Raw genomic sequence first — 23847 nt, 5'->3', positions numbered from 1 at the left:
CGCCAGGGGGAGGTGGCGCCGAAGGCGACGGAGGGGGAGGACGGCGATGCGGCTTAAGGGATCGGAGCAGGCCCGCCGCAATGCAAAACGACTGCGCTGGACCATGACGCCGCCGGAGATCGCCCTCTGGCTTGCACTTCGCGTGAACGCCGCAGGGTTGCGGTTTCGCAAGCAGCATGCAGCCGGACCGTATGTTCTCGACTTCTATTGCGCGCCGGCCCGGTTGGCGATCGAAGTCGATGGTGAAGCGCATGAGCGCGGCGACCGACCCGAGCGTGACGCAGCGCGCGATACTTGGTTGGCGGAGCAGGGTGTTCGCACCCTTCGCTATCCCGCCGCCGAGGCTTTAGGGGATCTGGATGGCGTGGTGCAGCAGATCATCACGGTCGCAGTCGAACGGGTCGCAAGTAACAAAGTGCGTCGCCGCCCTCCCCCTCCGTCGCCTTCGGCGCCACCTCCCCTGGCGGGGGAGGATAGATTGTCTGGTCATGCCGAGCGCGTGGTCGGGTCTTCACAAATCAGTTGAAGGAAGTACCGACACGCTTCGCCTTCACTGGCGAACTCGCGTAGCCCCTGCTCCAAGCCACGCTCACTGTAGAATGTTGTCCAGAAGTCTGGCTTTCCAACGATTCCGGACGGTCGCCTCCGGAGAACATAGACCTCGCTCGTGTTCTTGCCTTCGTCGCTGACATCGAACGAGCTCGGGCTAACTCCATGCTTAGCCAGAGCCGCGAGTAGCTCCTGACGGTTCGTCACCTCGCTCACCCCGCCTCCGCGATCCACGCCGCCGCTGTCTCGCCGTCCCAGTCCATGTCGCCCGAGACGCGCCACACTTCCTTGCCCTGCGCGTCGTAGAGGATCGTTGTCGGCAGGTTGACGCCGTATCCGGTCGAAAATTTGACGTCGGGGTCGAGATAGGGCTGGAGCGCGGCGAACTTCGCCTTTTCGAAGAAGGGCGTGACCTTGGCCGCGCCGTCCAGGTCCTGACTGATCACCAGCACCTGGAGCCTGTCCTTTTCGCGCACCGCGAGCCGGTCGAGCGTCGGCATTTCACGGACGCACGGCGCGCACCAGGTCGCCCAGAGGTTGACCAGCAGCGGCTTGCCGCGGAACGCCGCCAGCGTCACCGGCTTGCCTGCGGGGTCGAGAAAGCCGTGGTCGGGTGCGGCCTCGCCCTTCTTGCTGCGGTCGACCGTGCCGACCCGCTCGGGCTCGTCGGTCGCGTTGGCGGCCCCAGCCGCGCTTTCATCGGCGACAGTTGCGGTTGCTTGCGGCTGCGGTTGCTTGCCACTATCGCAGCCGGCGGTTCCAAGGCCCAGTATAAGGAGAAGCGCGATCGTCGAGCGCAAGGGAAGCTCCAATTCCATGTGGGGCGGGCGCTTCGCCGAAGGCCCGTCGTCGGTGATGCGCGAGATTAACGCATCCATCCCGTTCGACAAGCGGATGTGGCGCCAGGATATCGCCGGGTCGAAAGCGCATGTCGCGATGCTGGGACAGCAGGGCATCGTGTCGGCGGAGGACGCTGCGACGATCTCGGCCGGGCTGGATCAGGTCGCCGAAGATTACGCGCGCGACGGGGTGCCGGAGGATCTGGCGCTCGAAGACATTCATATGCTGACCGAATCGCGGCTGGCGGAGAAGATCGGGCCGGTCGCCGGGCGGCTGCATACCGCGCGCAGCCGCAACGATCAGGTCGCGACCGATTTCCGCCTGTGGGTGCGTGACGCGACCGATCAGGTGCTGGCCGCGCTCGACGCGCTGCAGGGCGCGCTGCTGACGCGGGCGGAGGAGCATGCCGACAGCGTGATGCCGGGCTTCACGCACCTGCAGAGCGCGCAGCCGGTGACGCTGGGGCATCATCTGATGGCCTATTTCGAGATGATCGCGCGGGACGTTTCGCGGTTCAGCGACAATCGCGCGCGCGGGAATCTCTGCCCGCTGGGGTCGGCGGCGCTGGCGGGGACGGGGTTTCCGCTCGACCGGGAGATGACGGCGGCGGCGCTCGGCTTTGACGGGCCGACGCGCAATTCGCTCGATGCCGTCAGCGACCGCGACTTCGCGCTCGATTATCTGATGGCGGCGGCGCAGTGCTCGCTGCACCTGTCGCGGCTCGCCGAAGAGTTCGTGATCTGGGCGAGCCAGCCGTTCGGCTTCGTCAAGCTGAGCGACCAATGGTCGACCGGCAGCTCGATCATGCCGCAGAAGCGCAATCCCGATGCGGCCGAGCTGGTGCGCGGGCATAGCGGGCGGATCGTCGGGTGCCTGACCGCGCTGATGATCACGATGAAGGGCCTCCCACTCGCCTATTCCAAGGACATGCAGGACGACAAGCCGCCGGTGTTCGAGGCGCACGACCTGCTCGCGCTGTCGATCGCGGCGATGACCGGAATGGTCGAGAGCGCGGACTTCCGCACCGATCGAATGCGCGGCCTTGCCGAAAGCGGCTTTGCCACCGCCACCGACCTGGCCGACTGGCTGGTGCGCGAGGGCGGCATCCCGTTCCGCGAGGCGCACCACATCACCGGGCGCGCGGTCGCGGCGGCGGAGGCGAAGGGCGTGCGGCTCGACCAGCTGGAACTGGCGGAGCTGCAGGCGATTGACGGTCGTATCGACGGGCGCGTGTTTGACGTATTGACGGTCGATGCTTCGGTCGCGAGCCGGACGAGTTTTGGTGGCACGGCCCCGGCGCGGGTGCGTGCGGCGATTGCAGCCGCCCGGGCTGCAAGAGGAGAATGAATATGCGAACCCTGGTGGTCTTCACGGCGCTTCTGCTGGCCGCATGCGGCAATCGGGGCGACCTGAAACCGGCCGCCGGGGAGACGCTGCCCCCAAACCCTATGGGGCGGTGGCCACGCCGGCACCGGCAGACCTGACGAAGGCGCCGCCCCAGACGCGACCGACGCGCAGCGACGAAGTGCTGCGCAGCTCAGAGGAACGGCGCAGCGACGAGTTCGACCTGCCGCCGCAGTAAGAAGATCGATTTCATGGACCATTTCAACCGCAAGAACGGCGTGCTGCACGCCGAGGACGTCGCCATTCCCGCCATCGCGGCGCAGGTCGGCACGCCCTTTTACGTCTATTCGACCGCGACGCTGGAGCGGCATGCGCAGGTTCTGAAGGCTGCGCTGTCCGATCTGCCGCGCGTGCATATCGCATTCGCGATCAAGGCCAACCCGAACCTCGCCGTGCTCGGCGTGCTGGCGAAGCAGGGCTATGGTGCCGACGTGGTGTCGGGCGGCGAGCTCAAGCGCGCGCTGGCGGCCGGGATGAAGCCCGAGGACATCGTATTTTCGGGCGTCGGCAAGACCCGCGCCGAGCTGCAACTGGGGCTGGACGAAGGGATCGGCCAGTTCAACCTGGAGCTGGAAGAGGAGGGCGAGGTGCTCGCCGACCTCGCGCACGCACAGGGCAAGACCGCGCCGGCAGTGCTGCGCGTGAACCCCGATGTCGATGCGGGGACGCACGCCAAGATCTCGACCGGCAAGGCGGAGAACAAGTTCGGCGTTGCGATCGACCGCGCGCTTGCGATCTTCGACCGGCTGGCCAAGCGTCCGGGCATGAACCTGCGCGGCGTGGCGATCCATATCGGCAGCCAGCTCAAGACGCTCGCGCCGCTGGAAGCCGCGTATAAGCGCGTCGGCGAGCTGGTCGCGGAATTGCGCGCGGCCGGGCACATGATCACCCATGTCGACCTCGGCGGCGGGCTGGGCGTCCCCTATGAGCCAGGCGACAAGGTGTCGTCGGCCGAGGAATTCGGCGCGATGGTCAAGCGCGTCACCGCCGACTGGGACGTGACGCTAATGTTCGAACCGGGCCGCTTCATCTGCGGCAATGCCGGGGTGCTGGTGACCGAGGTCATCTGGGTCAAGCCGGCGAGCATCAACCCCTATGTCATCGTCGATGCGGCGATGAACGATCTGGCGCGCCCCGCCCTCTACGACGCCTATCATGCGTTCGAGGCGGTCGAACCGACGGGCGAAAGTTCGTCGCCAATATCGCGGGGCCGGTGTGCGAGACCGGCGACACGTTCGCGATGGGGCGTGAGATCGATCTGGTGAAGTCGGGCGACCTCGGCGTGTTCCGCACCGCCGGTGCCTATGGTGCGACGATGGCGTCGACGTACAACAGCCGCGCGCTGGTGCCCGAGGTGCTGGTGTCGGGGGACAAGTTTGCAATCGTGGCCGACCGCATCCAGCCCGAAACGATCATGGGGGCCGAGCGCGTCCCCGAGTGGGTGCGGTGAAACGCTCCGGCCTGCCCGTCTTTCTGCGGCTGGACGGGCGGCCGGTGATTCTTGTGGGCGACGGCGCGACGGCGGAGGCCAAGCGCCGGTTGCTCGAACGCGCGGGCGCGGTGATGGTCGGCGAGGACGGTGCGGCGCAGGTCGCGCTGGTCGCGTGCGACGATCCCGAGCCGGTGGTGGCGCGCTTGAAGGCGCGTGGGCTGCTGGTCAATGTCGCGGACCGGCCGGATCTGTGCGACTTCACTTTGCCCGCGATCATCGAGCGCGATCCGGTGACGATCGCGATCGGCACCGGCGGCGCGTCGGCGGGGCTGGCCGCAGCGTTGCGCCAGCGGATCGAGCCGTTGATCCCGGCGTCGCTGGGCGCGCTGGCAGATGCGTTGGCGGCAGCGCGCGACGCGATGCGCGCGCGCTGGCCCGATGGCGGGGCGCGGCGGCGGGCATTGGGCGCGGCGCTGGCCGGGCCGCTCGATCCGTTGCAGGCTCAGAATGGTGATGCCGTCGCGCGCTGGCTGGCGTCACCTTATACGCCCGGCGACCGGATCGAGCGCATCGTGCTCACCTCCCCCGACCCCGACGACCTCACGCTGCGTCAGGCGCGCTGGCTGGCGCAGGCCGATCGCGTCACGCATCGACCCGATGTGCCCGCCGCGATCCTCGACCGCGCGCGCGCCGATGCCGAGCGGATCGCGTGCGATGTCCCGCCAAGGGGCTTGCCCGGCCTCACCGTCGATGTTTCAACCGCGCGATGAGCGGATTTGCCTATCGCGTGACGGCCGACGCCGTGGAGGAGATCACCCCGCGCAACGCGCTCGAGTGCGCGGCGGAGTTTGTCTGGATCCACCTGACCTCGCGCGATGAGGAGGTGCAGGCTTGGCTGCGCGATCATGCGGCGCTCGACCATTTCACGATCGACGCGCTCACCGCGCTGGAGACCCGCCCGCGCTGCGAACAGATTGACGGGGCGGCGGTGCTCAATTTGCGCGGGATGACCCATGAAGAGATGGCGAGCAGCGATCCGCTCGCTTCGATTCGGCTGCGCGCTGACGGTGCGCGCGTGATTTCGGTCACCCGACTGCCACTGGACGTCCTCGACACGGCACGCGCGGCGATGGAGGCGGGGCGGATCAGCGACGCAGGCGACCTGATCGCGACGCTGGCGTCGGCAATCACCGAACAACTCGACCCCGAGGTCGCGCAGCTCGGCGATTCGCTCGACGAGTGCGAGGAACAGCTTGATCCGCGCGCAGCGTTCGACCTGCGCCGCAACGTCAGCCGGGTGCGGCGCCGGGCGATCGGCTATCGCCGCTTTCTCTATCCCCAGCGCGCGGCGTTGGAGAAGCTGGCGGGGTTGCCTGTGACGTGGTTGAGCGACGAGGATCGACTGCACGTCAGTGCCGCTGCGGACCGCGCGGCGCGCATGGCCGAGGAGCTGGAAAGCATCCGCGAGCGCGCGGCGCTGATCCACGAGGCGCTGACCGACCTGCGCGCCGAGGTGATCGACCAGCGATCGCTGTTGATTGCCGTGGTCGCGATGATCTTTCTGCCGCTGACCTTTATCACCGGTCTGTTCGGGATGAACGTGGACGGCATCCCCTATGCCCACCATGCGGGATCATTCTGGATCATTACCGGGTTCAGTCTGGTGATCGCCGCGGGGGTCGGCCTGTATTTCGTCAGGCGGCACTGGTTCCGCTGAGCGATTCCACTTTGGCACTGAGCGCGTCGATCGAGCCCAGCAGCCGCGCGCGATCGGCACGAGAAACAGCGAGTTCGCTGCGCGTCTCGCCCAGTTCGATCGCCCGCGCCGCGATCCGCGCATCGAGCGAGGCAACGGTGCGCTTGAGTTCCACGATCCGGCCGGCGCGCTCCAGCGTGCGCTCGATCCGTGCCTGAAGCACGCCAAAGTCGAACGGCTTGGCAAGATGGTCGTCGGCTCCCGCCGCCAGCGCCTCGACGGCCCCGCGCGAATCGCTGAGCGCTGTGATCATGATGACCGGCAAATCGGCGGTGTCAGGGGCGGTACGAATCTCGGTCAATACGTCGAGCCCGGACATGCCGGGCATCACCATATCCAGCAGGACAAGGTCGAAGCCGCGCCCGGAAATCAGGTCGAGCGCTTCACGCCCGCTATCGGCGAGCACGACCATATAGCCCATCGCGCCGAGCCGACCGCCAATGACGTGCAGATTGGTCCGGCTGTCATCGACGACCAGGATCGTGCGTGTGCCGCGCCGGCGCGAATCGCCTCTCTGATAGGTGGTGCTCACCATCCGACAATCTTATGCCGGGAGCGTCACGATCTTGTTAACGCTGCGCTGGGCTGCGGTACCGGCCCACTCCCCCCACCCGGCCACCCATAGAATACACTGGCGTTGGGTGGCCGGGTGGGGAGCGGGCCGGTACCGTTCAATCGAAAACTTCAGCGTTTCAAAAACCACAGGATCTGATCGACCATCATGCGCAGCTGCGCATCGGCCTCGCCCAGCGGGTCGCCCGGCGCGCCCATGTTGATCGCGACACCCAAGGGGGTCGGCCAGCCGCGCAGTGCGTGGACGATGGTGCGCAACGCCGACATGGTCGACACCGCTGCTTGCCAGCCGCCCGCGGTCGCGACCATACCGACCGGCATCCGGTCGAAATAGACGCGGTCATCCCCGCGCAGCAGCTCGACATGGTCGAGCGCGTTCTTGACCAGCCCGGACAGCGTGCCGTGATAGCCGGGCGAGCCGACGATCAGCGCATCGGCGCTGCGCAGCACATCGACGAAATGCGCGACATTGCCCTCGGGCACCGGATCGCACAGCTCATAGGGCGGGAAGTTTATCGCCTCACCGGTGAGCAGCGTCGTGCGCGCACCTGCTTCCTCGGCGATCGCAAGACACCGCGCCAGCGCCCGCCCGGTGGCGGATTCGGGTCGCGAAGTTCCACCAAGGGCGACGATATGCGGCTTGCTCATGGCGTGGGGCTAGCCGAAACCGGAGCGATGGGCCACCCTGATCGGGCAGGTCAGCAATGGAGAGCGTGGGGTGCAGACCAAGGGGCCGCTTGCGGGAGTGCGCATCGTCGAGATCGACGCGATCGGGCCGGTTCCGTTCGCCGCGATGCTGCTCGCCGATCTGGGCGCGGATGTGGTGCGCGTGGTCCAGCCAGATGCGAGCGCGAGCCATGTCGTCCCCGGCCTGTATCGCGGGCGACGCGAGCTGGAGCTGGATTTCCGTCACCCCGCGTCGCTGATGGAACTGCGCGAGCTGATCGACCGCGCCGACGGGTTGATCGAAGGGATGCCGCCGCGCTCGATCGAGGCGCTTGGAATCGGTCCCGATGCATGCCGCATGCGTAACCCGCGACTGGTTTATGGACGAGCGAGCATATGGGGGCAGGACGGGCCGATGGCCGAGCGGCCGGGCAGCGATATCAACGTGCTCGCGCTCACCGGTGCCCTCCATGCGATCGGCACGCCCGAGCAGCCGGTGGTGCCGCTGACGCTGATCGGCGACCACGCCGGGTGCGGCATGTTTCTGGCGCTGGGGATGGTGAGCGCGATCCTGGGCGCGCAGGCGAGCGGAGAGGGGCGGATCGTCGATGCCGCCGCGTCGGACGGGGTCGGCACGCTGATGGGGCTGACCCAGAGCCTGATGGCAAGCGGGCGCTGGCTCGACCGGCGCGAGGCGAACCTGGTCGATGGCGGAGCACCCTTTTACCGCACCTATCGCTGTGCCGATGAGCGGCATATTGCGGTCGGCGCGATCGAGCCGTCCGCCTTTGCCGAACTCTGTGCGGTGCTGGGGCTGGAGGCATCGAAGATCCCGCAATTCGACCGCGCGGGATGGCCGCACATGGCCCGCGAATTCGCCCGCCGCTTCGCCAGCCGGACGCGCGACGAATGGGTCGCGCAATTCCCCGACGGGGCGGCGTGCGTGACGCCGGTGCTGAGCCTGACCGAAGCTGCGCGCCATCCGCATGCCCTCGCCCGCCGCCCGCTGGCGAGCGGTCCGGCCGGTGGGCCGACCGCGCCGCAATTCACCCCGCGCGCTCCGGCAACGGGTCCGGCGGTGGTGACGAGCGTGGGGGAAATGCTGGGGCGCTGGGTGGATTGAGCCACCCAAATCCTCCCCCGCCAGGGGAAGGTTTAAGGCGTGAGCTACGCCGCGCGCGCGGCGCTCCATGCGCCCGCGATTTCCTCAAGGTCGTCGGCAACCGCCCGGAAGGGGGTGGGATCGTTGCCAATACTGGACTGAACGATCTGGGTGCGCAGCCCGTGATAAAGCGTCGCGAGCGTCCGCGAAACCTCTCCCCCCGCGCTCGAAATCCAGCCCGCCCTCCAGCGCAAACAGGATCGCGGTCGCGCGGGCGATGCGCTCGCTCTTGACCGGGTACTGGCCCTTTTCGGCTGCGAAAGCCGCGGAGCGGAGCGCAGCGATGCATTCCTTGTACATCAGTTCGACCAACTGGTGCGGGTCTGCGGCGGCGGTGCGCCCGACCGCGTCGATATTGCGATAGGTCGCGGCGGCATTGGTGGTGAGGCGGATCGGGCGGGTCATCATCAATCCTGCCGGTTCCAAGCATCGACCTGCGATTCGAGGAAGCTCATCGTCGATTTATAGACAGCGACCTTGGCGTCCATGCTGGCGAACTGGCGGGTCATGCGGGTGCGCGTGTCTTCGACCTTGGCGAGCACCGCCGCCTTGTCCTCGTCGAGATCGGCCTTGGCGCGGGTATAGCCCGCTTCGCTTGCCCCCAGCCCGCGCGTCGTGCTCGCCGCCGCCGTCGCGATGGCGTTGAGCGCGCCCGCCACGCCGTTGCCGGTGGCGTTGGTGCCGACCGGTTCGGCGAACAGCCGCTCGACCGCCTGCGGATAATCGACCAGCGCACGGCTGAGCGCGGCGGTGTCGACGCTGAGCGTCCCGTCGCGTTCGGTGCGGATGCCGATCTGCGCCAGCGTGGTCGGCTCGCCCGCAGCGCCGGTCGCGACCTGCGCGATCGTAATCTGCTGGAGCTGGCGCTTGACCGCCTTGGCCGCCGCATCGCCGCGCAATGCGCCGTCGAGCGGGTCGAGATCCTTGTTCAGCGCCGAGAAGACCTCGTTATAGGTCGCGACGAGATCCTGCGCGGCCTGGAGCAGCGCGTTGGTCGGCGTGGTCCGCCCGATCGAAACGATCGTCCCCGGCTGGGCGGAGGACAGATCGAGCCGCACGCCCGGAACCAGATCGGAAATACTGTTGCCGTCGCGGCGCAACGCGATGCCGTCGACCGCGACGATCGCGTCGGACGCCGCGCTGCCGATCGTGGTGCCGGTCGCGCCGATGCCGATATTGAGCGCGGCGAGGCCAGTGTGACCCGGCGTTTCGGTCGCGGTGAGGGTGAAGGCGCGCGCCTCCCCGCTCGCGCCCTTGACCACCAGCCGGGCGCCGCCGCTGTCGGTGACGACCGATGCGGAGATCCCCGCCTTGGCCGCATTGATCGCGGCGGCGATGCCGTCGAGGCTGCTATTTTCCGGACCGATGGTGATTGCAACCGGCGCGGCAGCGCCGGCGGTGAAGCCGGTCATCGCGCCATCCGCCACGGTCGCGGTGCCGAATGTGAGGGTCAGCGTCCCCTGCCCGATCGCGGCGGTGCGGTTCACGACCGGCGCGCTGGCGGCGCTTTGCGGCGCAGCGAGCTGGCGTATCTCGACCTTGGCGTTGAGGCTGGCGAGGTTAGCGCCCGCGAGGCGGGTAACGCCGAGGATGCTGGGATGCGAGCTGGTCGGCTGGGTCGCCAGCGTGCCGCCGCGCGTCAGGCTGGCGAGCGCGGTGGCGAAGCCGGTGATGTTGCTCTTGTGGGTCGATGCTGCCGTGATCTGCGCGGTGAGCGTCTCCTCGCGCTTGGTGAGCGCGGCGTTCTTGAGCTCGAACTGCGCATCGACCAGGCTCTGGACGAGCGCGGTCGTGTCGATGCCCGACCCGGTCCCGATCGTTTTCGCAATCGATTCAATGGCCATGGCCGTGATCCCCCATGCCTCGATAAACGGCGGTCATCGCGCGCCCTTAAGCCCCGTCTGCACGCCATTTTCGTCGAACAGCGCGGTTTCCGGCACCTTGACCGACGGCATCGCGCCACCCGCGCGCTTGTCGAGGCCGAACACGAAGGCCAGTACCGTCGCAACCGCCAGATACAGGTCGTCGCGGATCTCCTGATTCTCGCGGCTGGTGAAGTAGAGCGCGCGGGCGAGCGGGGGCAGTTCGATCCGCGGCACCGCAAATTCGTCGGCCAGTTCGCGGATCGCGAGGGCAATCTCGCCGCGTCCCTTGGCAACCACCACCGGCACCTGATCCTTGCCCTGATCGTAGCGCAGCGCGACCGAGAAGTGGGTCGGGTTGGTGAGCACGACATGCGCCGTCGCGACGCTCTTGCGCATCCCGCCCTTGGCGATCTCACGCTGGCGCTGGCGACGCGCGCCCTTGGCCTCGGGCGAGCCTTCGGTTTCCTTGTATTCGTCCTTCACTTCCTGATGGCTCATCTTGAGCCGCTGCATGTGGCGGAAGATCTGGATCGGCAGATCGACTCCCGCGATCAGCAACAGCCCGCCCGCCATGACGAGGACCAAAGTCGCAAACGTGTCGCCCAGCACCCCCACCGCAGTGCCGAGATCGGACGACACCAGACCCATCGTCGGACGCGCCGCCCCCCACAGCATCCACGCGCCCATCCCGCCGAGCAGCACCACCTTGAGTAGCGACTTGCCAAGCTCGATCCAGCCGGTCGGGCCGAAGATGCGCTTGAGCCCGGAGCCGGGATTGATGCGATTGCCCTTGGGCGCCATCAGCTTGCCGTTGAAGCGCAGCGATCCCAGCGCGGCCTGGCTGAGCACCGCACCGCCAAGCGCAATGGCGAGCAGTGCCCCGAGCGACGGGGCAAGCTTCCACCCGGCGGTGGCCAGCGGCTTCCAGGGCTGGAAGCTTTCGATATCGGCACGACCGAAACTGAAGCTCGCCGCCATCACCTCGCGGATCGCACCCAGAAGTTGCGGCCCCATCAGGATCATCCAGCCGCAGCCGAGCAGGATGATCAGCGCGGCACCAAACTCGCGCGACTTGAGCAGGTCGCCATCGTCGCGCGCTTTTTGCTTGCGCTTGGGTGTTGGTGCTTGGGTCTTTTCGCCCGCGCTCTCCGACATCAGCCGAGCCCCCCGAGCACCAGCGCCTGCGCGGCGTCGAGCGCCTCACGCACGATGACGAGCATGTAATCGCCCATCGCCGGCATGCCGGCGAGCAGCGCGAGGACGCCCATGGCGAGGCTGGCGGGAATGCCGATCGCGAACAGGTTGAGCGCGGGGGCAGAGCGCGAGAGCATGCCCACGACGATGTTGAGGCACAGCAGCAGGAAGCCGACCGGCAGCGCGAGCAGCAGCCCGGCGAGGAAGGCATAGCCGCCGAACAGCACGATGTTCATCAGCTTGCCCGGCGCGAGCCGAGGCGCCGCCCGGGGGCAGCAATTCGTAGGAACGCACGATCAACTCGACCAGCACGAGATGGCCGTCGACCGCGAGGAACAGCAAGGTGAGCAGCACCGTCAGAAACTGGCCGAGCGCCGGGGTGGACTGGCCGGTCTGCGGGTTGATCGCGGTGGCGAAGCTAAGGCCCATCGACACGCCGATCACCTCGCTCGCCACCAGCGGCGCGGCAAAGGCGATCTGAAGGATGAAGCCCAGTGCGAGGCCGACCAGCGCTTCGGCCATTACGGCGAGGATGGTTTCGAGCACGAACACCTCGCCCGGCACCGTGATCGGTGCGGCGTGCATCGACAGGATCGCGACGGCGGCGGTCAGCAGGATGCGAACGTTCAATGGCACCGCGACCGCGCCGAACACCGGCGCGGCGAGGAAGGCGGCACCGACCCGCACCATCGTGAACAGCAGCGCCCAGAGCTGCGGTTCGATCGCGAGGCCGAAGCCGAGCATGTCAGTGGATGCTGGCCGAGGTCGGCGCCCAGCGCGTGCGGAACAGATCGTCGCGCCGCACATCGGGGCGACGCAGCAACGGGCGCGGCGGCTGGGGCGGGGCGGCGGGAACGGGAGTGCTGAAGGTCATTTCACAAGGTCCGGAATGCGTTCGAAAATAGTGGTGGTGAAGTCGCCGAGCAGGGTCAGGATCATGCCACCGAAGATGACGAGGCTGACCCCGACGATCGCGAGCTTGGGCACGAAGGTCAGCGTCTGTTCCTGGATCGACGTCGCCGCCTGGATCATGCCGAGGATCAGGCCCGACAGCAGCGCCGGGATCAGGATCGGGGCGGAAGCGAGCGCAAGGATCCACATGGCTTCGCGCGCCACCGACAGGAAATAATCTGCGTCCATGGGTCCCTATCCCGAGAAGCTTGAGGCAAGGCTGCCCATCGTCAGCGCCCAGCCATCGACCAGCACGAACAGCAGCAATTTGAACGGCATCGAGATGATCGTCGGCGACATCATCATCATGCCCAGGCTCATCAGCACGGTGGCGACGATCAGGTCGATGACGATGAAGGGCAGGAAGATCAGGAAGCCGATCTGAAACGCGGTCTTGAGCTCGCTGGTGACGAAGGCCGGCAGCAGGATCGAGAAAGGCGTGTCCTGCGGGTTGGCGATCGGGCCGGTCTTGGCGATGCCGGCGAACATGGTGATGTCCTTCACCCGCGTCTGCTTGAGCATGAAGGCGTGGAGCGGCTTGCCCGCTTCCTCGATCATCTGCGTCGCGCCGATGCGTCCCTCGGCATAGGGCTGGATCGCGGTGCGGTTCATCACCTCGATCGTCGGGGCCATGATGAAGAAGGACAGGAACAGCGACAGGCCGATCAGCACCTGGTTGGGCGGGGTCTGCTGCAGCCCCAGCGCCTGACGCAGGATCGCGAGCACGATGATGATCCGGGTGAAGCTGGTCATCATCAGCAGGATGCCCGGCAGCACCGTGAGCAGGCCCATGATGATGAGCACTTGCAGCGACAGGCTGAGCGGCGCGTCGCCGCCGCCCAGGTCGCCGAGCGCGCGGTCGATCGCGTCGCCCGCTCCGGGAGTCGCGGCGGCAGTGGGCGCTGCGGCGGCAGCCTCCTGCGCGAACGCCGGGGCGACCGCGAACAGCGCGAGCGCAAGCGCGCCGAGCAGCAGCGCGAGGTGACGCAGCATCGGGCTCATCCGTCGATCCGGTCGATCAGCGTGACGCCATTGCGGCTGACCGAGACGAGCAGACGCTTGCCCTCGACCTCAAGCACCGCGATGCGCGTGCCGGTCGAGACCATCATCGTCTCCTTGACCTTCAGCATGCGGTCGCCCTGATTGCCGGGCAGCCGCGCCTCGAGCTTGCGCCAGAGATAGAGGCAGCCGATCAGCAGACCGCAGACGAGCGGCAACAGCACGACCAGCTTGAGGATGTAGGACCACATCATGGTCGATCAGCCCCGCTTTTCGGGCGCGACCAGCTCGGTCATGCGCACGCCGAACTTGTCGCCGACCGTCACCACCTCGCCCCGCCCGATCAGCGTGCCGTTGACGAACACGTCGAGCAGCTCGTCGGCCTCGCGATCGAGTTCGATCACGCTGGTTTCGGCGAGAGCGAGCAGTTCGCGCAGCGTCAACGTGGTCGATCCGATCTCGACGGTCAGCTTGACCCCGACATCCTGGAGCAGATGGAAATTGGCGGCGGCCGCGGTTTCGGCGGCGAAACTGCCGGTCATGTCGTTCATCGTGCGTCCTCGAGCTCAGGGGTGTCGAAACGGGTCAGGCGGATGGCAGCGCGGCCATTGGCGGTGCCGACGGTGCCGCTGCCGATGCGGCGCGGACCGACCATCACCGGCACATCGGGGCCGAAGCTGATCGGAATGACGTCGCCGGGCTTGAGCGACATCAGCATCGCGGCGGGCACCACAGGCTCGGCCAGCACCGAGCGGACGGGCAGGCGCACGCCCAGCGCGGCGCGGGTCAGCGCATTGCGCCAGTGCGGCTCGACCTCGGGCTCGCCGCCGATCACCTTGGCGGTAAGCGCCGGGCTCCACGGCTTGAGCGCGCTGACCGGGTAGAGGATGTCGATCCAGTGCGGCTTGGCATTGCCGTGCGCGACACCGATGCGGGTGACGACCATCGCGTCGCCGCCGTCGATTTCGGGCGCGACGGACAATGGCGTGTGTGCAGGGGCAAAAGCGAAGTCGATATCCGCGAGCAGTTCCCAGGCCGGGCGCAGCTGTGCGGCGATGCTCTCGGCAATGCGGCGGAGCAAGGTTTCGGCCGATCCGGTGAAATCGGCGGGCATCGGGTGCGGTGCCTCGCCATCGCCGCCAAAGAAGCGGTCGAGCATTTCGTAGCTCAGCTTGCCGTCAATCGCGATCAGCGCGCGACCGCGACCCGGCGTCATCGCGAGAGGCAGCCAGGCGGTCAGGCCATCGGGCCGCTCGGCGCGGTAATCGGCATGGCGCTGCACCGACAGCGGCTCGGCCCACAGGCGCAGTCCTTCGCCGACCAGCGGTTCGAACACCGGCTTCAATGCCTTGGCCAGCCGCGCGGTCAGATGCTGGACGCCGTGCAGGTCGCCGAACGGATTGAGGTTCGCGGCCCCCAGGGCAGGCGCGTGTTCGGCACCAGCGCGTGAACGCTCGCGCCGCTCGGGCGCTTCCCCATCCGGGGTCAGATCTGAAGGGCCGTTAACCATGCCCGTTCACTGAACGATGAAATTGGTAAAATAGACGTTAGCAATCCCCCCAAATCCCTCTTTTTCCTTGAGGACCGCGTTGATTGCGGCGGACAGGCGCTTTTGCAGCTTGGTCTTCCCGTCGGCGGTGAAGACCTCGTCCTCATTGGTTTCGCCGAGCGCGAGCAGGATCGCCGAGCGCACCGCGAGCTCGTGCGTCTTCAGATTCTCGATCACGCGATTGTCATAGGGGGTCGAGATCGCGACCCCGACCTGCACGAAATGCACGCTGTCGCGCAGGTTCGACGTGAATTCCTTCTCCATCTGGTAATAGGTGGAGGCGAATTTGTCGCCGCCCTGGCCCTTGGGGGTGGGCTTGCCCTTGCCCTCGCCGCCTTCCTCGCCTTCCTTGGCTGCAGCGCGGACCTCTTCGCTCTTGGGAACGAGGCGCGGCGTGTCGGCATCGGCGCTCTCGGCCTGTGCGCCGCCGCCGATCAACCCGGAATTGGCTGCGTACAGTCCGCCGCCGACGCCGCCGCCGATCAGCACGACCAGTCCGGTTCCGATCATCAGCCATTTCATCATCCCGCCCTTCTTCTTCACGGGCGCGGCGGCGGTTTCGGTGTCACTCATGGATGTTCCCCCTCAGAATGGTTCAGGCGATCCGCGCGTCGGACGCGCTGCCGGTGTCCGCGCGCGCCGTCGCCGGGCGGGCGGGTGTGGATTGGTGATTCGGTTGCTGTTCGCGGCGCGATTCGCTGCCGCCGCCATCGACGCTCGACTGGCCCATCTTCAGCCCGCGCGCTTCGGCGAGTTCGGCAAGGCGCGGGGCGGCTTCGGCGAGCAGCTGCCGGGTCACGGGGTTTTCGGCAGTAAAATGAATCTGGATGCGATCGCCGTCGCGACGGATCGAGACATCGACCGTGCCGAGATTTTCCGGCGCGAGGCGGATGCGGGTGTCCGCCGCCTCGACCCCGTCGCGCAGCGCGGCGATCCGCTCGATCATCTTGCCGGTCCAGTCGTCGCGGCTGAGGTCGAGCGGGGTCTGATCCGCCTGGGCGGGTGCCTGAACGGTGGTGCGCTGGAGTTCGACGGCACGCAGCATCTGGACCTCCGGGCTCACCGGGTCGGCAGGGGTGACGGGATCAAGCGCATCGCCCAGGGGAACGGCAAGAGCGGCCGCAAAGACCTGAGCGGCGGGCGCGGGCTGTGATGTCCATGGCAGCGGCGGCGCAGGCGGTGCGATTGGCGCGGGGGCGACGGCAGACACGGAAGCGCGGGTGGGCGCGACCGCGATCTGCGCAGCAGCGGGAGCGGGCGCGATTCCCGTTTCCTGCGACCCGCGGACCGCACCGGCGCGCGCGACAAGCTCGGGCGTCGCGGCGGTGGCACGGTCGAACCGCACCTCCGCCGCGACGGCCCCGCCCCGGGCGCTCGGCTCGGCCTGGGCCGGAACCGGATCGCGCCAGGTGCGAAGCGGGGTGGAAGCTGGTGATGCCGCCAGCGCGGTGTTCGCAGGTGCAGGCGGGAATAGGGGCGCATTCCCCTCCGCCACGCCAGCGACATCGGCGGGGGAGCGGAGCGGTCTCGACGATCTCGACGATCTCGACCGGCTGCGCAGGGGTACCGACCGTATCGGCAATCGGGCCGTCAATGTGCGCGCTGGGCGTCCCGACCGCGACCCGCCCGGGCAACGGCGCATCGAGCGGCAGCGGCATCAATCCTTCGGGCATCCATGCCAGCAGCGCTTCGTCGTCGTCGATGTCGCCGTCTGTCACCTCGTCAGCGGAGACCGGCAAATCCTTGCCGTATCCGGCAACCGGTTTGCCGGTCGGCGGCGCGACACCCGGCACCGCGCAGTCGAGCGCGAGCGTGAGATCGAAGCCTGCCGCCACGGCGGCGGGCACCGCACGCGGCGTGAATCCGGGCGGGGACAGGGTAAGGGCGGTCGAGGCGAGCAGGTCGGTCACGTCGGGCGAAACTCCTTCGCCCGCAGATCAGCAAGGATCGTGCCGTTTTCTCGAAGTGGCCGGCATATCCTCCAGCGCGCGCATTGCGCGGCGAGCGGCATTGGCCTCGGCGCGCTCGATCAGCTTCTCGATCGCGCTCTGGTCGCGCTTGGCCTCCTGCGTGGCCGAACGGGCATGATCGAGGCCGCGCTGTGCATCGACGACGCGACGCTCGGCGGCAAAGGCCGACTGGTGCAGCCGCTCGCGATAATGGGCCGCAGCGATCAGGCTGGTGGCGCTGCCCGGGCGCGGTGCCAGGGCCGGCGCGACGCCCTGCGCCAGCGATTCTGATGCGCGCGCGCAACGCCTGTTCGGCGGCGACCTTCTCGCGGGCAGCGACCTCGCCCGCACGGACCATGTCGAGCTGGAGCGTGCGGACGCGGAGCAGTCGGTCGAGCTTTTTCGCGTGCTTATCAGCCATATTGGGGCTCCGGCTCCAGCCCGCTCCCCCACCCGGCCACCCAGACGGTACACTTAGTGGGTGGCCGGGTGGGGGAGCGGGCCGGTGCCGCCATCAAACTACGCATCGCCGAACACGCCGACCAGTTCGGTCACCGCTTCGTCGAGGCTGACCGTCTCGTCATAAGCCTGGCGGATATAGTCGAGCACGGTGTCGTGGCAGGCGATCGCCGCGTCGATCTGCGCATCTGCCCCGGCGCGATAGGCGCCCATCAGGACGAGATCGCGATTCTCCTCATAGGTGGCGAGGTGGCGGCGCAGCACGCGCGCGGCACCAACATGCTCCTTGGTCGCGATGTCGGTCATTACGCGGCTGACCGATGGCCCGAGGTCGATCGCAGGATAGACGCCGCGTTCGGCCAGCGCGCGGCTGAGCACGATATGGCCGTCGAGGATCGATCGCGCGCTGTCCACGACGGGGTCATTGCCGTCGTCGCCATCGGCGAGCACGGTATAGATCGCGGTGATCGACCCGCCGGTATGGACATCGGTCCCGGCGCGCTCGATCAGGCTGGGCAGCATCGCGATTGCCGAGGGCGGATAGCCGCGCGCGCTCGCCGGTTCGCCAAGCGCCAGCCCGATCTCGCGCCCCGCATGCGCGACGCGGGTCAGCGAATCCATGATAAGGAGGACCTTCTTGCCCTCGTTGCGAAAGGCTTCGGCGATGGCGGTGGCGCGCAATGCGCCGCGGATGCGCAGGACGGGCGAGTGGTTGGCCGGGACCGCGACGACGACCGAGCGCGCCCGCGCCGCGCCCGCGACCTTGGTCTCCAGAAAGTCGGACACTTCGCGCGAACGCTCGCCGATCAGGCCGATGACGATGACATCGGCCTTGGCGGCGCGAACCATCATGCCGAGCAGCACCGACTTGCCGACGCCCGATCCCGCCATGATGCCGACGCGCTGGCCCTGGCCGATCGTCAGCAGGCCGTTGATCGCGCGCACGCCGACATCCATCGGCTGAAGCACGCGGCCCCGGTCGAGCGGCGACTGGATCTTGCCCGCCAGCGGCCATTTTCCCGCCCCGCGGATCGGGCCGAGCCCGTCGATCGGCTTGCCCGCGCCATCGACCACGCGACCGAGCAGGGCAGCGCCGACCTCCGCCTCGCCCGGCGGGCCGATCGGGCGCACCGGAGCGTTGGGGAGCAGGGCAGCGGGACCGCCCAGGTTCATCAGCAATGTCCGGCCGCCGCGAAACCCGATCACCTCCGCCTCGACCCGGCTGTCGCCGGTGCCGATCGCGCAGACCGTGCCCACCGGAAGCGAGAGGCCGACCGCCTCCATCAGCAGCCCGTCATAGGAGGCGAGTCGCCCCGACACCTTGGGCCGGGGCCGGATATCGCCACAGGCAAGGCCGTCGAGATACTCGGCGGTAAAGCGGTTGAGCATGACGCCCCTTCAAATTTCGGGTGGAATCGGAATGCGGTCGATCGCCTGGGCGAGCTGTTCGAGCCAGAGTTCGGGGCCGTCCTCGACGATCGTCGAGGCGCTTTCGATAACAAAGGCACCGCGCTTGAGCTGCGCGTCGCCGACCGGGAAGACATTCTTGGGCAGATGGTCCTGTACCAGTGCGACATCGTCCGGATGCAGCCGCAGGATCGCCGATTCGGCGCTGTCCGCCAGCAGATCGGTCGCCGCCTCGATGCGGTGCGCGAGGACATCGGGAGCTACCCCGGCATCGCCGATCATCCGCGAGACGAGGTGGAGTACGGTCTGGCGCAGATGACCGGCCATGCGCGTCCGGTCGAAATGGGCGCCCCGCGACAACGCATCGCTGACCTGGGCGAGCAGGGCCGCCTGTTGCGCCGACGCGGCGTCCGCCTCGGCGCGACCGGCGGCCAGCCCCTCGGCATAGCCTGCCGCCCGCGCAGCGGCGACCGGGTCGACGAACTGCGCAGGCGGGGCCTTGGGCTCCACCGCCTTGTCGGCGTCGAACATATCCCAGCCCTGAGTCGGCTTGTGGCCTGGTGCTTCGGGCGCGAAATGGCGCGGCGTCGCAACTGCTTCGCGCGGGGCGATGGGGCGCGCGGCGAAGGCGCCGGGCGGAGCGAAGGCGCGCTTGAGCGCGTCGGCGATCCCTTCGCTGCGTGCGGCCAGACCGGGGACAAAGTTAGACATAATCGTCATCCCCGCCGCCGCCCGGCATCGTGATCGTGCCGTCCTTTACCAGCTGACGCGCGATGGCGATCATCGCCTTTTGCGCGTCGAGCACTTCGGCCATCTTCATCGGGCCGCGTGCTTCCATCTCGTCGCGGATCGTGTCGGCCGCGCGGCTCGACATGCAGGACAGGAATCGGGTGCGCGCTGCCTCGTCCACGCCCTTGAGGCTGCGGACCAGCACGTCGCTGTCGATGTTGCGCAGCAGCGTGCCCATATTCTTGTCGTCGAGTTCGAGCAGATTGTCGAAGACGAACATCGCCTCCTCGATCGCGCGGGCAATCTCACGGTCGATCTTGGCGAGCTTGGGCATCACCTTCTGTTCGGTGATCTTGCGCGCCGACGACATGATCTTCGCCGCCTCGCGCGTACCGCCCATCTGCAGACCGACAACCCGTTTGGGCTGCCCCGCATGACGTTCGAGCAACTGGGTCAGCGTCGCAATGGCGTCGGGCGTGACCGGACCCAGCCGCGCGACGCGGCGCAGCACCTGCGGCTGGATCGCCTCGGGCAACATCTCGAGCACCTGCGCGGCGACCGCCGGATCGAGATGCGCAAGCAGCACGGCGGCGATCTGCGGATGCTCGTCTTCCAGCATCCCGGCGATCTCGGTCGCGTCCATCCAGGCGAGCGCGCTGATCGATTCGGCGGGCTCAGGCGGCAGGATGCTGGCGAGCACCGTCCCCGCGCGTTCCGGCCCCAGCGCCTTGGTGACCACCGTTTCGAGCTTGGGGCGCGGATCGAACTGGATCGCGCTGCGCTCCTGCGCACGGCCGGTGAAGTCGTCCAGGACCTGCGCCATTTCCCATTCGCTGACGTCCGCAACGGCCATCATCGCCGAACCGAGCTGACGCACCTCGTCGGGATCGAGTTTCTGCAGGATCGCGGCAGCCTCTTCGTCGCCGACGACCATCATCAGAACGGCGGCACGTTCGACGCCGGTGAAGCGGCGGGGGGCGTTCATCTCACTGACCCTCCGTGCGGATCATGTCGCGCACCGCCAGTGCGGCGCGGGCAGGATTGTCGCGGGTGAAGTCACGCACGAGTCCCACGCGGTCGCCGAGCGACAGGCCCGATCCGGACAGCATCTGCGGGCTGACCGGCGTCGGCAGCTGCACGCCGTCAGCGGCACCCATCGGCACGCCCGAGCCGCGCGCATCGTCGCGGCGGCGCATCAGCGAGCGGGCGAGCGGGCGGACGCCGAGCAGAAGGACGAGCAGCGCGATCACCAGAGCGGTAACGTTGCGCGCGATCATCGCGAACCATGTGGTTTCGTAGAAGGGAATGCCCTCCGCCTCGGCGGCGGCGTTGGTGCTGAACTTGCGGCTGACCACCGTGACCTGGTCCTGGCGATCCGCCTTATAGCCGACCGTCGCCTTGACCAGCTCATCGATCTGGCGAATCTCGACCTGACCGCGGGGCTTGCCCGGCTCTTCGCGCAGCAGCACGGCGACCGACAGCCGCTTGATGCTGCCCGGCATGTTGCGCGTCACCGATACCTCACGCCCGTTGCTGTAGCTGCGGGTGAAGCTGTCGCTCTGCTTCATGCCCGGCGCGGCGACGGGTGTCGCGAGCTGGCCGGGCTGGGCCGGAGCATCGGGGGTCGGCGTAGCGACCGTGCTGGGCGGCGGCGGGACGTTGGACAGCGCGCCGGGGATGCCACCGGGGGCAGCCGCCGCATCGCGCGGCGCGCCGGTCCAGTTGCCCTGTTCGGCGCGGACGACGGTGCCTTCCTTGTCATAGCTTTCGCGGGTCGCCTGGCTTTCGTCCAGATCGACTTCGGCCTGCACCTCGGCGCTGAAATTGCCCGCACCGAGCAAGGGGGTGAGCAACTGAACCAGCTGCTGGCGCACCTTGTCCTCGACCCGGTTCTGGAAATCGATGCGCGCGTCGCCGGCGCTCGATTCCTGGCCGGACTTGCTGAGCAACGCGCCCATCTGGTCGACGATGGTCACCGAATCGGGCTTCATCCCCGGCACCGACGAGGCGACGAGGTTGACGATCGAGCGGACCTGCGCGTCGCTGAGGGCGCGGCCCGGCTGAAGCTTGACGATCACCGATGCACTGGGTTCCGCCTTGTCGCGGACGAACACACTGGCTTCGGGGGTGGCGAGATGCACCCGCGCCTCAGCCACCGTGTCGATCGCGCCGATCGAGCGGGCGAGTTCGGTCTCGCGCGCCTGGCGCAGCCGTTCACCCTCGACCGCGCGGCTCGCGCCCATGGGCAAATTGTCGAGCAAGGCATAGCCGCCGGGTGCCGCCTTGGGCAAATCCTGACCGGCCAGCAGCATCCGCGCCTTGTGATAATCGTCCTCACCGACAGTGATCGACCCCGACCCGTCGATGCCGTTCGCGATGCTGGCGGCGTCGAGCGCCTGCGCCACCGCCGCCTTGTCGCTTTCGGGCAGGTTGGCGAACAGCACACGCTGCGGCGGGGTCGACAGGCTTATCCAGGCGAGCGCCGCAGCGGCGATCAGCCCGAGCATGAAGATCAGCGGAAGGCTGCGCTTGACCGCTGGCTGGGACAGGATGCCGCCCAGCTGCTTCATCGGATTTGCCATCCCGGCATTGGCGGGGGCGGCGTCGGCGGTGGCGATGGCGTTGCTCATGGTCAGACCGGCATGCTCATGATGTCACGATAGGCGGTCAGCAGCTTGTTCCTGACCTGAAGCGTCGCTTCGAACCCGACCGACGCCTCCTGGCGGGCGAGCATCACCTTGGCGATGTCGACCGTTTCGCCGCGCTCATAGGCGGCGGAAAGCTCGCTGGCGCGGTTCTGCGCGCCATTCACCTTGCCGACCGCCTGCTCCATCGTGTCGATGAAGCTCGACGGCCCAGCAGGCTGGACGCCCGGCGTACCGACCGGGGCGGCAGCACCGCTGGTCGCGCGCTGAAGCGCCTCGTTGCGTTCGAGGATCTGGGCGCGCAGTTGCATCACCCGGTCGACGCCCCCGGCGCCGCCAATTCCGCCGACGCTCATGCGCTAATCCTCCGGACAAGATCCTCGCCTTGCTCGCGCGCCTTGGCGAGGCGGTAGCGCAGCGTGCGTTCCGAGATGCCGAGCCGCTTGGCGGTCTCGGTCCGGCTTCCGCCGCATGCTGCCAGCGTCTCGCGGATCGCCGCGAATTCGCTGAGCTGGACGATGTTGCTGAGCTGGCCGGGTTCGGCCTGCACCGGCGCGGCCAGCGTCGGCGCGCGGTCGAAGATCAGGTGATCGGGCGTGATCGCGTCGCCCATGCACAGCAGCAGCGCACGCTGGATCACGTTCTCCAGCTCGCGGACATTGCCCGGCCAGTCATGCGCCTGGAGCACCGCCAGCGCCTCGCGCGTCACCCACGGGAGTTGACCGCGCGGGCCAGCGTGGCGCAGCACCATCGCGGCGGCGAGCGCGGCGACATCGCCCGGACGCTCGGCCAGCGGCTTGGTCGACAGCGGGAAGACCGACAGGCGGTAGTAAAGATCGGCACGGAAGCGGCCTTCCATCACCTCGGTCTGGAGATCGCGGTTGGCGCAAGCGATGACGCGGACGTCGATCTTCTCGGCTGCGGTCGCCCCGATCGGAACGACTTCGCGCTCCTGCAATGCGCGGAGCAATTTGGCCTGCAGCGCCAGCGGCATTTCGGCGACTTCGTCGAGCAGCAATGTGCCGCCATTGGCCGCGCGGAAAAAGCCTTCGCCCGCCGCATTCGCACCGGTGAACGCGCCCTTCTGATGCCCGAACAGCAAGGCTTCGAGCATGGTTTCGGGCAAGGCCGCGCAATTGACCGCGATGAACGGGCCGTCGCGGCGAGTGCTACCCATATGGATCGCCTTGGCCAGCACTTCCTTGCCGGTGCCGGTCGGGCCGTTGATCAGCACGGTGATGTCGGCGGCGGCGACGCGTTCGGCCAGCGCGTAGAGCGCCAGGCTTTCGGGGTCGGCCGCGACCGGAGCATGCGCGCCGCGCAGCATCGCGCTGGCAAAGCCGGTCGCGACGGCGGTGTCATCGGCGCCATAGGACAGGCGCGCGGGATTACCGTCATGGAACGGGATCGCCGCGACCGGGCCGTCGGCCAGCACCAGGGTGCGGGCAGAGACCGGGGGCGCTTCGCCCTCGACGATCATGAACAGATCGCCGGGCATCGGCTTCACCTTGTCGGCCGCGCCGATCGTGAATCCCCTGCGAGCGAAGCGCCGAAACCAGCGCATAATTCTGGCGAAGGACTGCTGCCGACGGAAAGATGGTCTGCATTCGAGAACCCCCTGTTGATGGGGGGAATGCGGGATTGATGGTAAACGACCGGTAAACCAATTCAAAAAAAACAGCATTTTTCGGCTCCAGTTAGCCGCGCACGCCTCTACG

Annotated in this window: 29 protein-coding genes and 3 pseudogenes; 9 read left to right on the top strand and 23 right to left on the bottom strand. The window is 67.9% G+C overall.

Annotation, left to right across the window (positions count from 1 at the left end; all coding sequences use genetic code 11):
* The first annotated feature begins 46 nt into the window (after positions 1–46).
* Entirely contained in the window at positions 47–526 is a 480-nt protein-coding gene (locus tag LRS12_RS07390) for an endonuclease domain-containing protein (protein WP_257843998.1), read from the top strand.
* Positions 527–761: 235 nt separating this feature from the next.
* Here the strand turns inward: LRS12_RS07390 and LRS12_RS07385 are convergent, their stop codons facing one another.
* Positions 762–1349, bottom strand: coding sequence for a TlpA disulfide reductase family protein (locus LRS12_RS07385; RefSeq protein ID WP_308222986.1), 588 nt, complete (start codon positions 1347–1349; stop codon positions 762–764).
* Positions 1350–1365: 16 nt separating this feature from the next.
* On the opposite strand from LRS12_RS07385, the gene argH reads away from it, so the two are divergent.
* From argH to LRS12_RS07360, 6 genes and pseudogenes are all read left to right on the top strand, one after another.
* On the top strand, positions 1366–2736 hold the full coding sequence (gene argH / locus LRS12_RS07380) for an argininosuccinate lyase (protein WP_257843996.1): 1371 nt from the start codon (positions 1366–1368) through the stop codon (positions 2734–2736).
* A complete protein-coding gene (locus LRS12_RS20290) occupies positions 2733–2873 on the top strand; it encodes a lipoprotein (RefSeq protein ID WP_374580524.1) in 141 nt (46 codons plus the stop codon). Before argH ends, LRS12_RS20290 begins: the two co-directional genes overlap by 4 nt.
* The gene (locus tag LRS12_RS20285) at positions 2846–2971 is read left to right on the top strand and encodes a hypothetical protein (RefSeq protein ID WP_374581317.1); all 126 of its coding nucleotides are present in this window, start codon (positions 2846–2848) and stop codon (positions 2969–2971) included. The genes LRS12_RS20290 and LRS12_RS20285 overlap by 28 nt, the downstream gene beginning before the upstream one ends.
* Positions 2972–2984: 13 nt before the next feature.
* Positions 2985–4243, top strand: a pseudogene (gene lysA / locus LRS12_RS07370) (diaminopimelate decarboxylase).
* Positions 4240–4995 carry an NAD(P)-dependent oxidoreductase gene (locus LRS12_RS07365; protein WP_257843995.1) on the top strand — a complete coding sequence of 252 codons (756 nt, stop codon included), beginning with the start codon at positions 4240–4242 and terminating at the stop codon, positions 4993–4995. The pseudogene lysA and the gene LRS12_RS07365 overlap by 4 nt, the downstream one beginning before the upstream one ends.
* Entirely contained in the window at positions 4992–5942 is a 951-nt protein-coding gene (locus LRS12_RS07360) for a CorA family divalent cation transporter (protein WP_257843994.1), read from the top strand. The genes LRS12_RS07365 and LRS12_RS07360 overlap by 4 nt, the downstream gene beginning before the upstream one ends.
* Here the strand turns inward: LRS12_RS07360 and LRS12_RS07355 are convergent.
* Both LRS12_RS07355 and LRS12_RS07350 read right to left on the bottom strand, forming a co-directional pair.
* A complete protein-coding gene (locus LRS12_RS07355; protein WP_260481579.1) occupies positions 5920–6516 on the bottom strand; it encodes a two-component system response regulator in 597 nt (198 codons plus the stop codon). The genes LRS12_RS07360 and LRS12_RS07355 overlap by 23 nt on opposite strands.
* A gap of 149 nt (positions 6517–6665) precedes the next feature.
* Entirely contained in the window at positions 6666–7202 is a 537-nt protein-coding gene (locus LRS12_RS07350; protein ID WP_257843992.1) for an NADPH-dependent FMN reductase, read from the bottom strand.
* A gap of 70 nt (positions 7203–7272) precedes the next feature.
* On the opposite strand from LRS12_RS07350, the gene LRS12_RS07345 reads away from it, so the two are divergent.
* Entirely contained in the window at positions 7273–8343 is a 1071-nt protein-coding gene (locus tag LRS12_RS07345) for a CaiB/BaiF CoA-transferase family protein (RefSeq protein WP_257843991.1), read from the top strand.
* Positions 8344–8387: 44 nt separating this feature from the next.
* Here LRS12_RS07345 and LRS12_RS07340 read toward each other — a convergent pair whose 3' ends face one another.
* The 14 genes and pseudogenes from LRS12_RS07340 to LRS12_RS07275 all read right to left on the bottom strand — a co-directional run bounded on the left by LRS12_RS07340 (position 8388) and on the right by LRS12_RS07275 (position 16285).
* Positions 8388–8576 carry a flagellar protein FliS gene (locus tag LRS12_RS07340; protein WP_257843990.1) on the bottom strand — a complete coding sequence of 63 codons (189 nt, stop codon included), beginning with the start codon at positions 8574–8576 and terminating at the stop codon, positions 8388–8390.
* A 34-nt stretch (positions 8577–8610) separates the two neighbouring features.
* Positions 8611–8787 (bottom strand): annotated as a pseudogene (locus LRS12_RS07335) (flagellar export chaperone FliS); the annotation flags it as partial.
* Between the two features lie 2 nt (positions 8788–8789).
* Positions 8790–10226 carry a flagellar filament capping protein FliD gene (fliD, locus tag LRS12_RS07330; RefSeq protein WP_257843989.1) on the bottom strand — a complete coding sequence of 479 codons (1437 nt, stop codon included), beginning with the start codon at positions 10224–10226 and terminating at the stop codon, positions 8790–8792.
* Positions 10227–10259: 33 nt separating this feature from the next.
* The gene (locus LRS12_RS07325; protein ID WP_257843988.1) at positions 10260–11402 is read right to left on the bottom strand and encodes a flagellar biosynthesis protein FlhB; all 1143 of its coding nucleotides are present in this window, start codon (positions 11400–11402) and stop codon (positions 10260–10262) included.
* Positions 11402–11677, bottom strand: a complete 276-nt coding sequence (locus tag LRS12_RS07320; protein ID WP_257843987.1) for a flagellar biosynthetic protein FliR — start codon at positions 11675–11677, stop codon at positions 11402–11404. Before LRS12_RS07320 ends, LRS12_RS07325 begins: the two co-directional genes overlap by 1 nt.
* Positions 11678–11753: 76 nt before the next feature.
* A pseudogene (locus LRS12_RS07315) lies at positions 11754–12131 on the bottom strand (flagellar biosynthetic protein FliR); the annotation flags it as partial.
* A gap of 55 nt (positions 12132–12186) precedes the next feature.
* The gene (locus LRS12_RS07310) at positions 12187–12315 is read right to left on the bottom strand and encodes a hypothetical protein (protein WP_257843986.1); all 129 of its coding nucleotides are present in this window, start codon (positions 12313–12315) and stop codon (positions 12187–12189) included.
* A complete protein-coding gene (gene fliQ, locus LRS12_RS07305) occupies positions 12312–12581 on the bottom strand; it encodes a flagellar biosynthesis protein FliQ (protein ID WP_257843985.1) in 270 nt (89 codons plus the stop codon). Before fliQ ends, LRS12_RS07310 begins: the two co-directional genes overlap by 4 nt.
* Positions 12582–12587: 6 nt before the next feature.
* Entirely contained in the window at positions 12588–13394 is an 807-nt protein-coding gene (gene fliP / locus LRS12_RS07300) for a flagellar type III secretion system pore protein FliP (RefSeq protein WP_374580517.1), read from the bottom strand.
* Entirely contained in the window at positions 13391–13642 is a 252-nt protein-coding gene (locus LRS12_RS07295) for a flagellar biosynthetic protein FliO (protein WP_257843983.1), read from the bottom strand. Before LRS12_RS07295 ends, fliP begins: the two co-directional genes overlap by 4 nt.
* 9 nt (positions 13643–13651) lie before the next feature.
* The gene (fliN, locus tag LRS12_RS07290; RefSeq protein WP_257843981.1) at positions 13652–13942 is read right to left on the bottom strand and encodes a flagellar motor switch protein FliN; all 291 of its coding nucleotides are present in this window, start codon (positions 13940–13942) and stop codon (positions 13652–13654) included.
* Positions 13939–14901, bottom strand: a complete 963-nt coding sequence (locus LRS12_RS07285; protein WP_257843980.1) for a flagellar motor switch protein FliM — start codon at positions 14899–14901, stop codon at positions 13939–13941. Before LRS12_RS07285 ends, fliN begins: the two co-directional genes overlap by 4 nt.
* A 6-nt stretch (positions 14902–14907) precedes the next feature.
* Positions 14908–15513, bottom strand: coding sequence for a flagellar basal body-associated protein FliL (gene fliL, locus LRS12_RS07280; RefSeq protein WP_257843979.1), 606 nt, complete (start codon positions 15511–15513; stop codon positions 14908–14910).
* A 22-nt stretch (positions 15514–15535) separates the two neighbouring features.
* Entirely contained in the window at positions 15536–16285 is a 750-nt protein-coding gene (locus LRS12_RS07275; protein WP_257843978.1) for a flagellar hook-length control protein FliK, read from the bottom strand.
* Here LRS12_RS07275 and LRS12_RS07270 point away from each other — a divergent pair.
* A complete protein-coding gene (locus tag LRS12_RS07270; protein WP_257843977.1) occupies positions 16266–17180 on the top strand; it encodes a hypothetical protein in 915 nt (304 codons plus the stop codon). The genes LRS12_RS07275 and LRS12_RS07270 overlap by 20 nt on opposite strands.
* 228 nt (positions 17181–17408) lie before the next feature.
* On the opposite strand, the gene LRS12_RS07265 is transcribed toward LRS12_RS07270, so the two are convergent.
* The 6 genes from LRS12_RS07265 to LRS12_RS07240 are packed head-to-tail and all read right to left on the bottom strand — an operon-like array spanning position 17409 to position 23693.
* A complete protein-coding gene (locus tag LRS12_RS07265) occupies positions 17409–18737 on the bottom strand; it encodes a FliI/YscN family ATPase (protein WP_257843976.1) in 1329 nt (442 codons plus the stop codon).
* Between the two features lie 9 nt (positions 18738–18746).
* Positions 18747–19466, bottom strand: a complete 720-nt coding sequence (locus LRS12_RS07260) for a flagellar assembly protein FliH (RefSeq protein WP_257843975.1) — start codon at positions 19464–19466, stop codon at positions 18747–18749.
* Positions 19459–20469, bottom strand: a complete 1011-nt coding sequence (gene fliG, locus LRS12_RS07255; protein ID WP_257843974.1) for a flagellar motor switch protein FliG — start codon at positions 20467–20469, stop codon at positions 19459–19461. The genes LRS12_RS07260 and fliG overlap by 8 nt, the downstream gene beginning before the upstream one ends.
* Before the next feature lies 1 nt (position 20470).
* Positions 20471–22114 (bottom strand): flagellar basal-body MS-ring/collar protein FliF, encoded by a 1644-nt coding sequence (gene fliF / locus LRS12_RS07250; RefSeq protein WP_257843973.1) that lies wholly within the window; start codon positions 22112–22114, stop codon positions 20471–20473.
* A 2-nt stretch (positions 22115–22116) separates the two neighbouring features.
* Positions 22117–22485 (bottom strand): flagellar hook-basal body complex protein FliE, encoded by a 369-nt coding sequence (fliE, locus tag LRS12_RS07245; RefSeq protein ID WP_257843972.1) that lies wholly within the window; start codon positions 22483–22485, stop codon positions 22117–22119.
* Positions 22482–23693: a sigma-54-dependent Fis family transcriptional regulator gene (locus LRS12_RS07240; RefSeq protein WP_257843970.1), complete on the bottom strand. Its 1212-nt coding sequence runs from the start codon at positions 23691–23693 to the stop codon at positions 22482–22484. The genes fliE and LRS12_RS07240 overlap by 4 nt, the downstream gene beginning before the upstream one ends.
* Positions 23694–23847 lie beyond the last annotated feature (154 nt).

It is taken from the genome of Sphingomonas sp. J344, assembly GCF_024700005.1.
GTDB lineage: Bacteria > Pseudomonadota > Alphaproteobacteria > Sphingomonadales > Sphingomonadaceae > Sphingomonas.
Note: the sequence above shows the minus strand (reverse complement) of the source record. Positions and strands in the feature narration are given on the sequence as shown.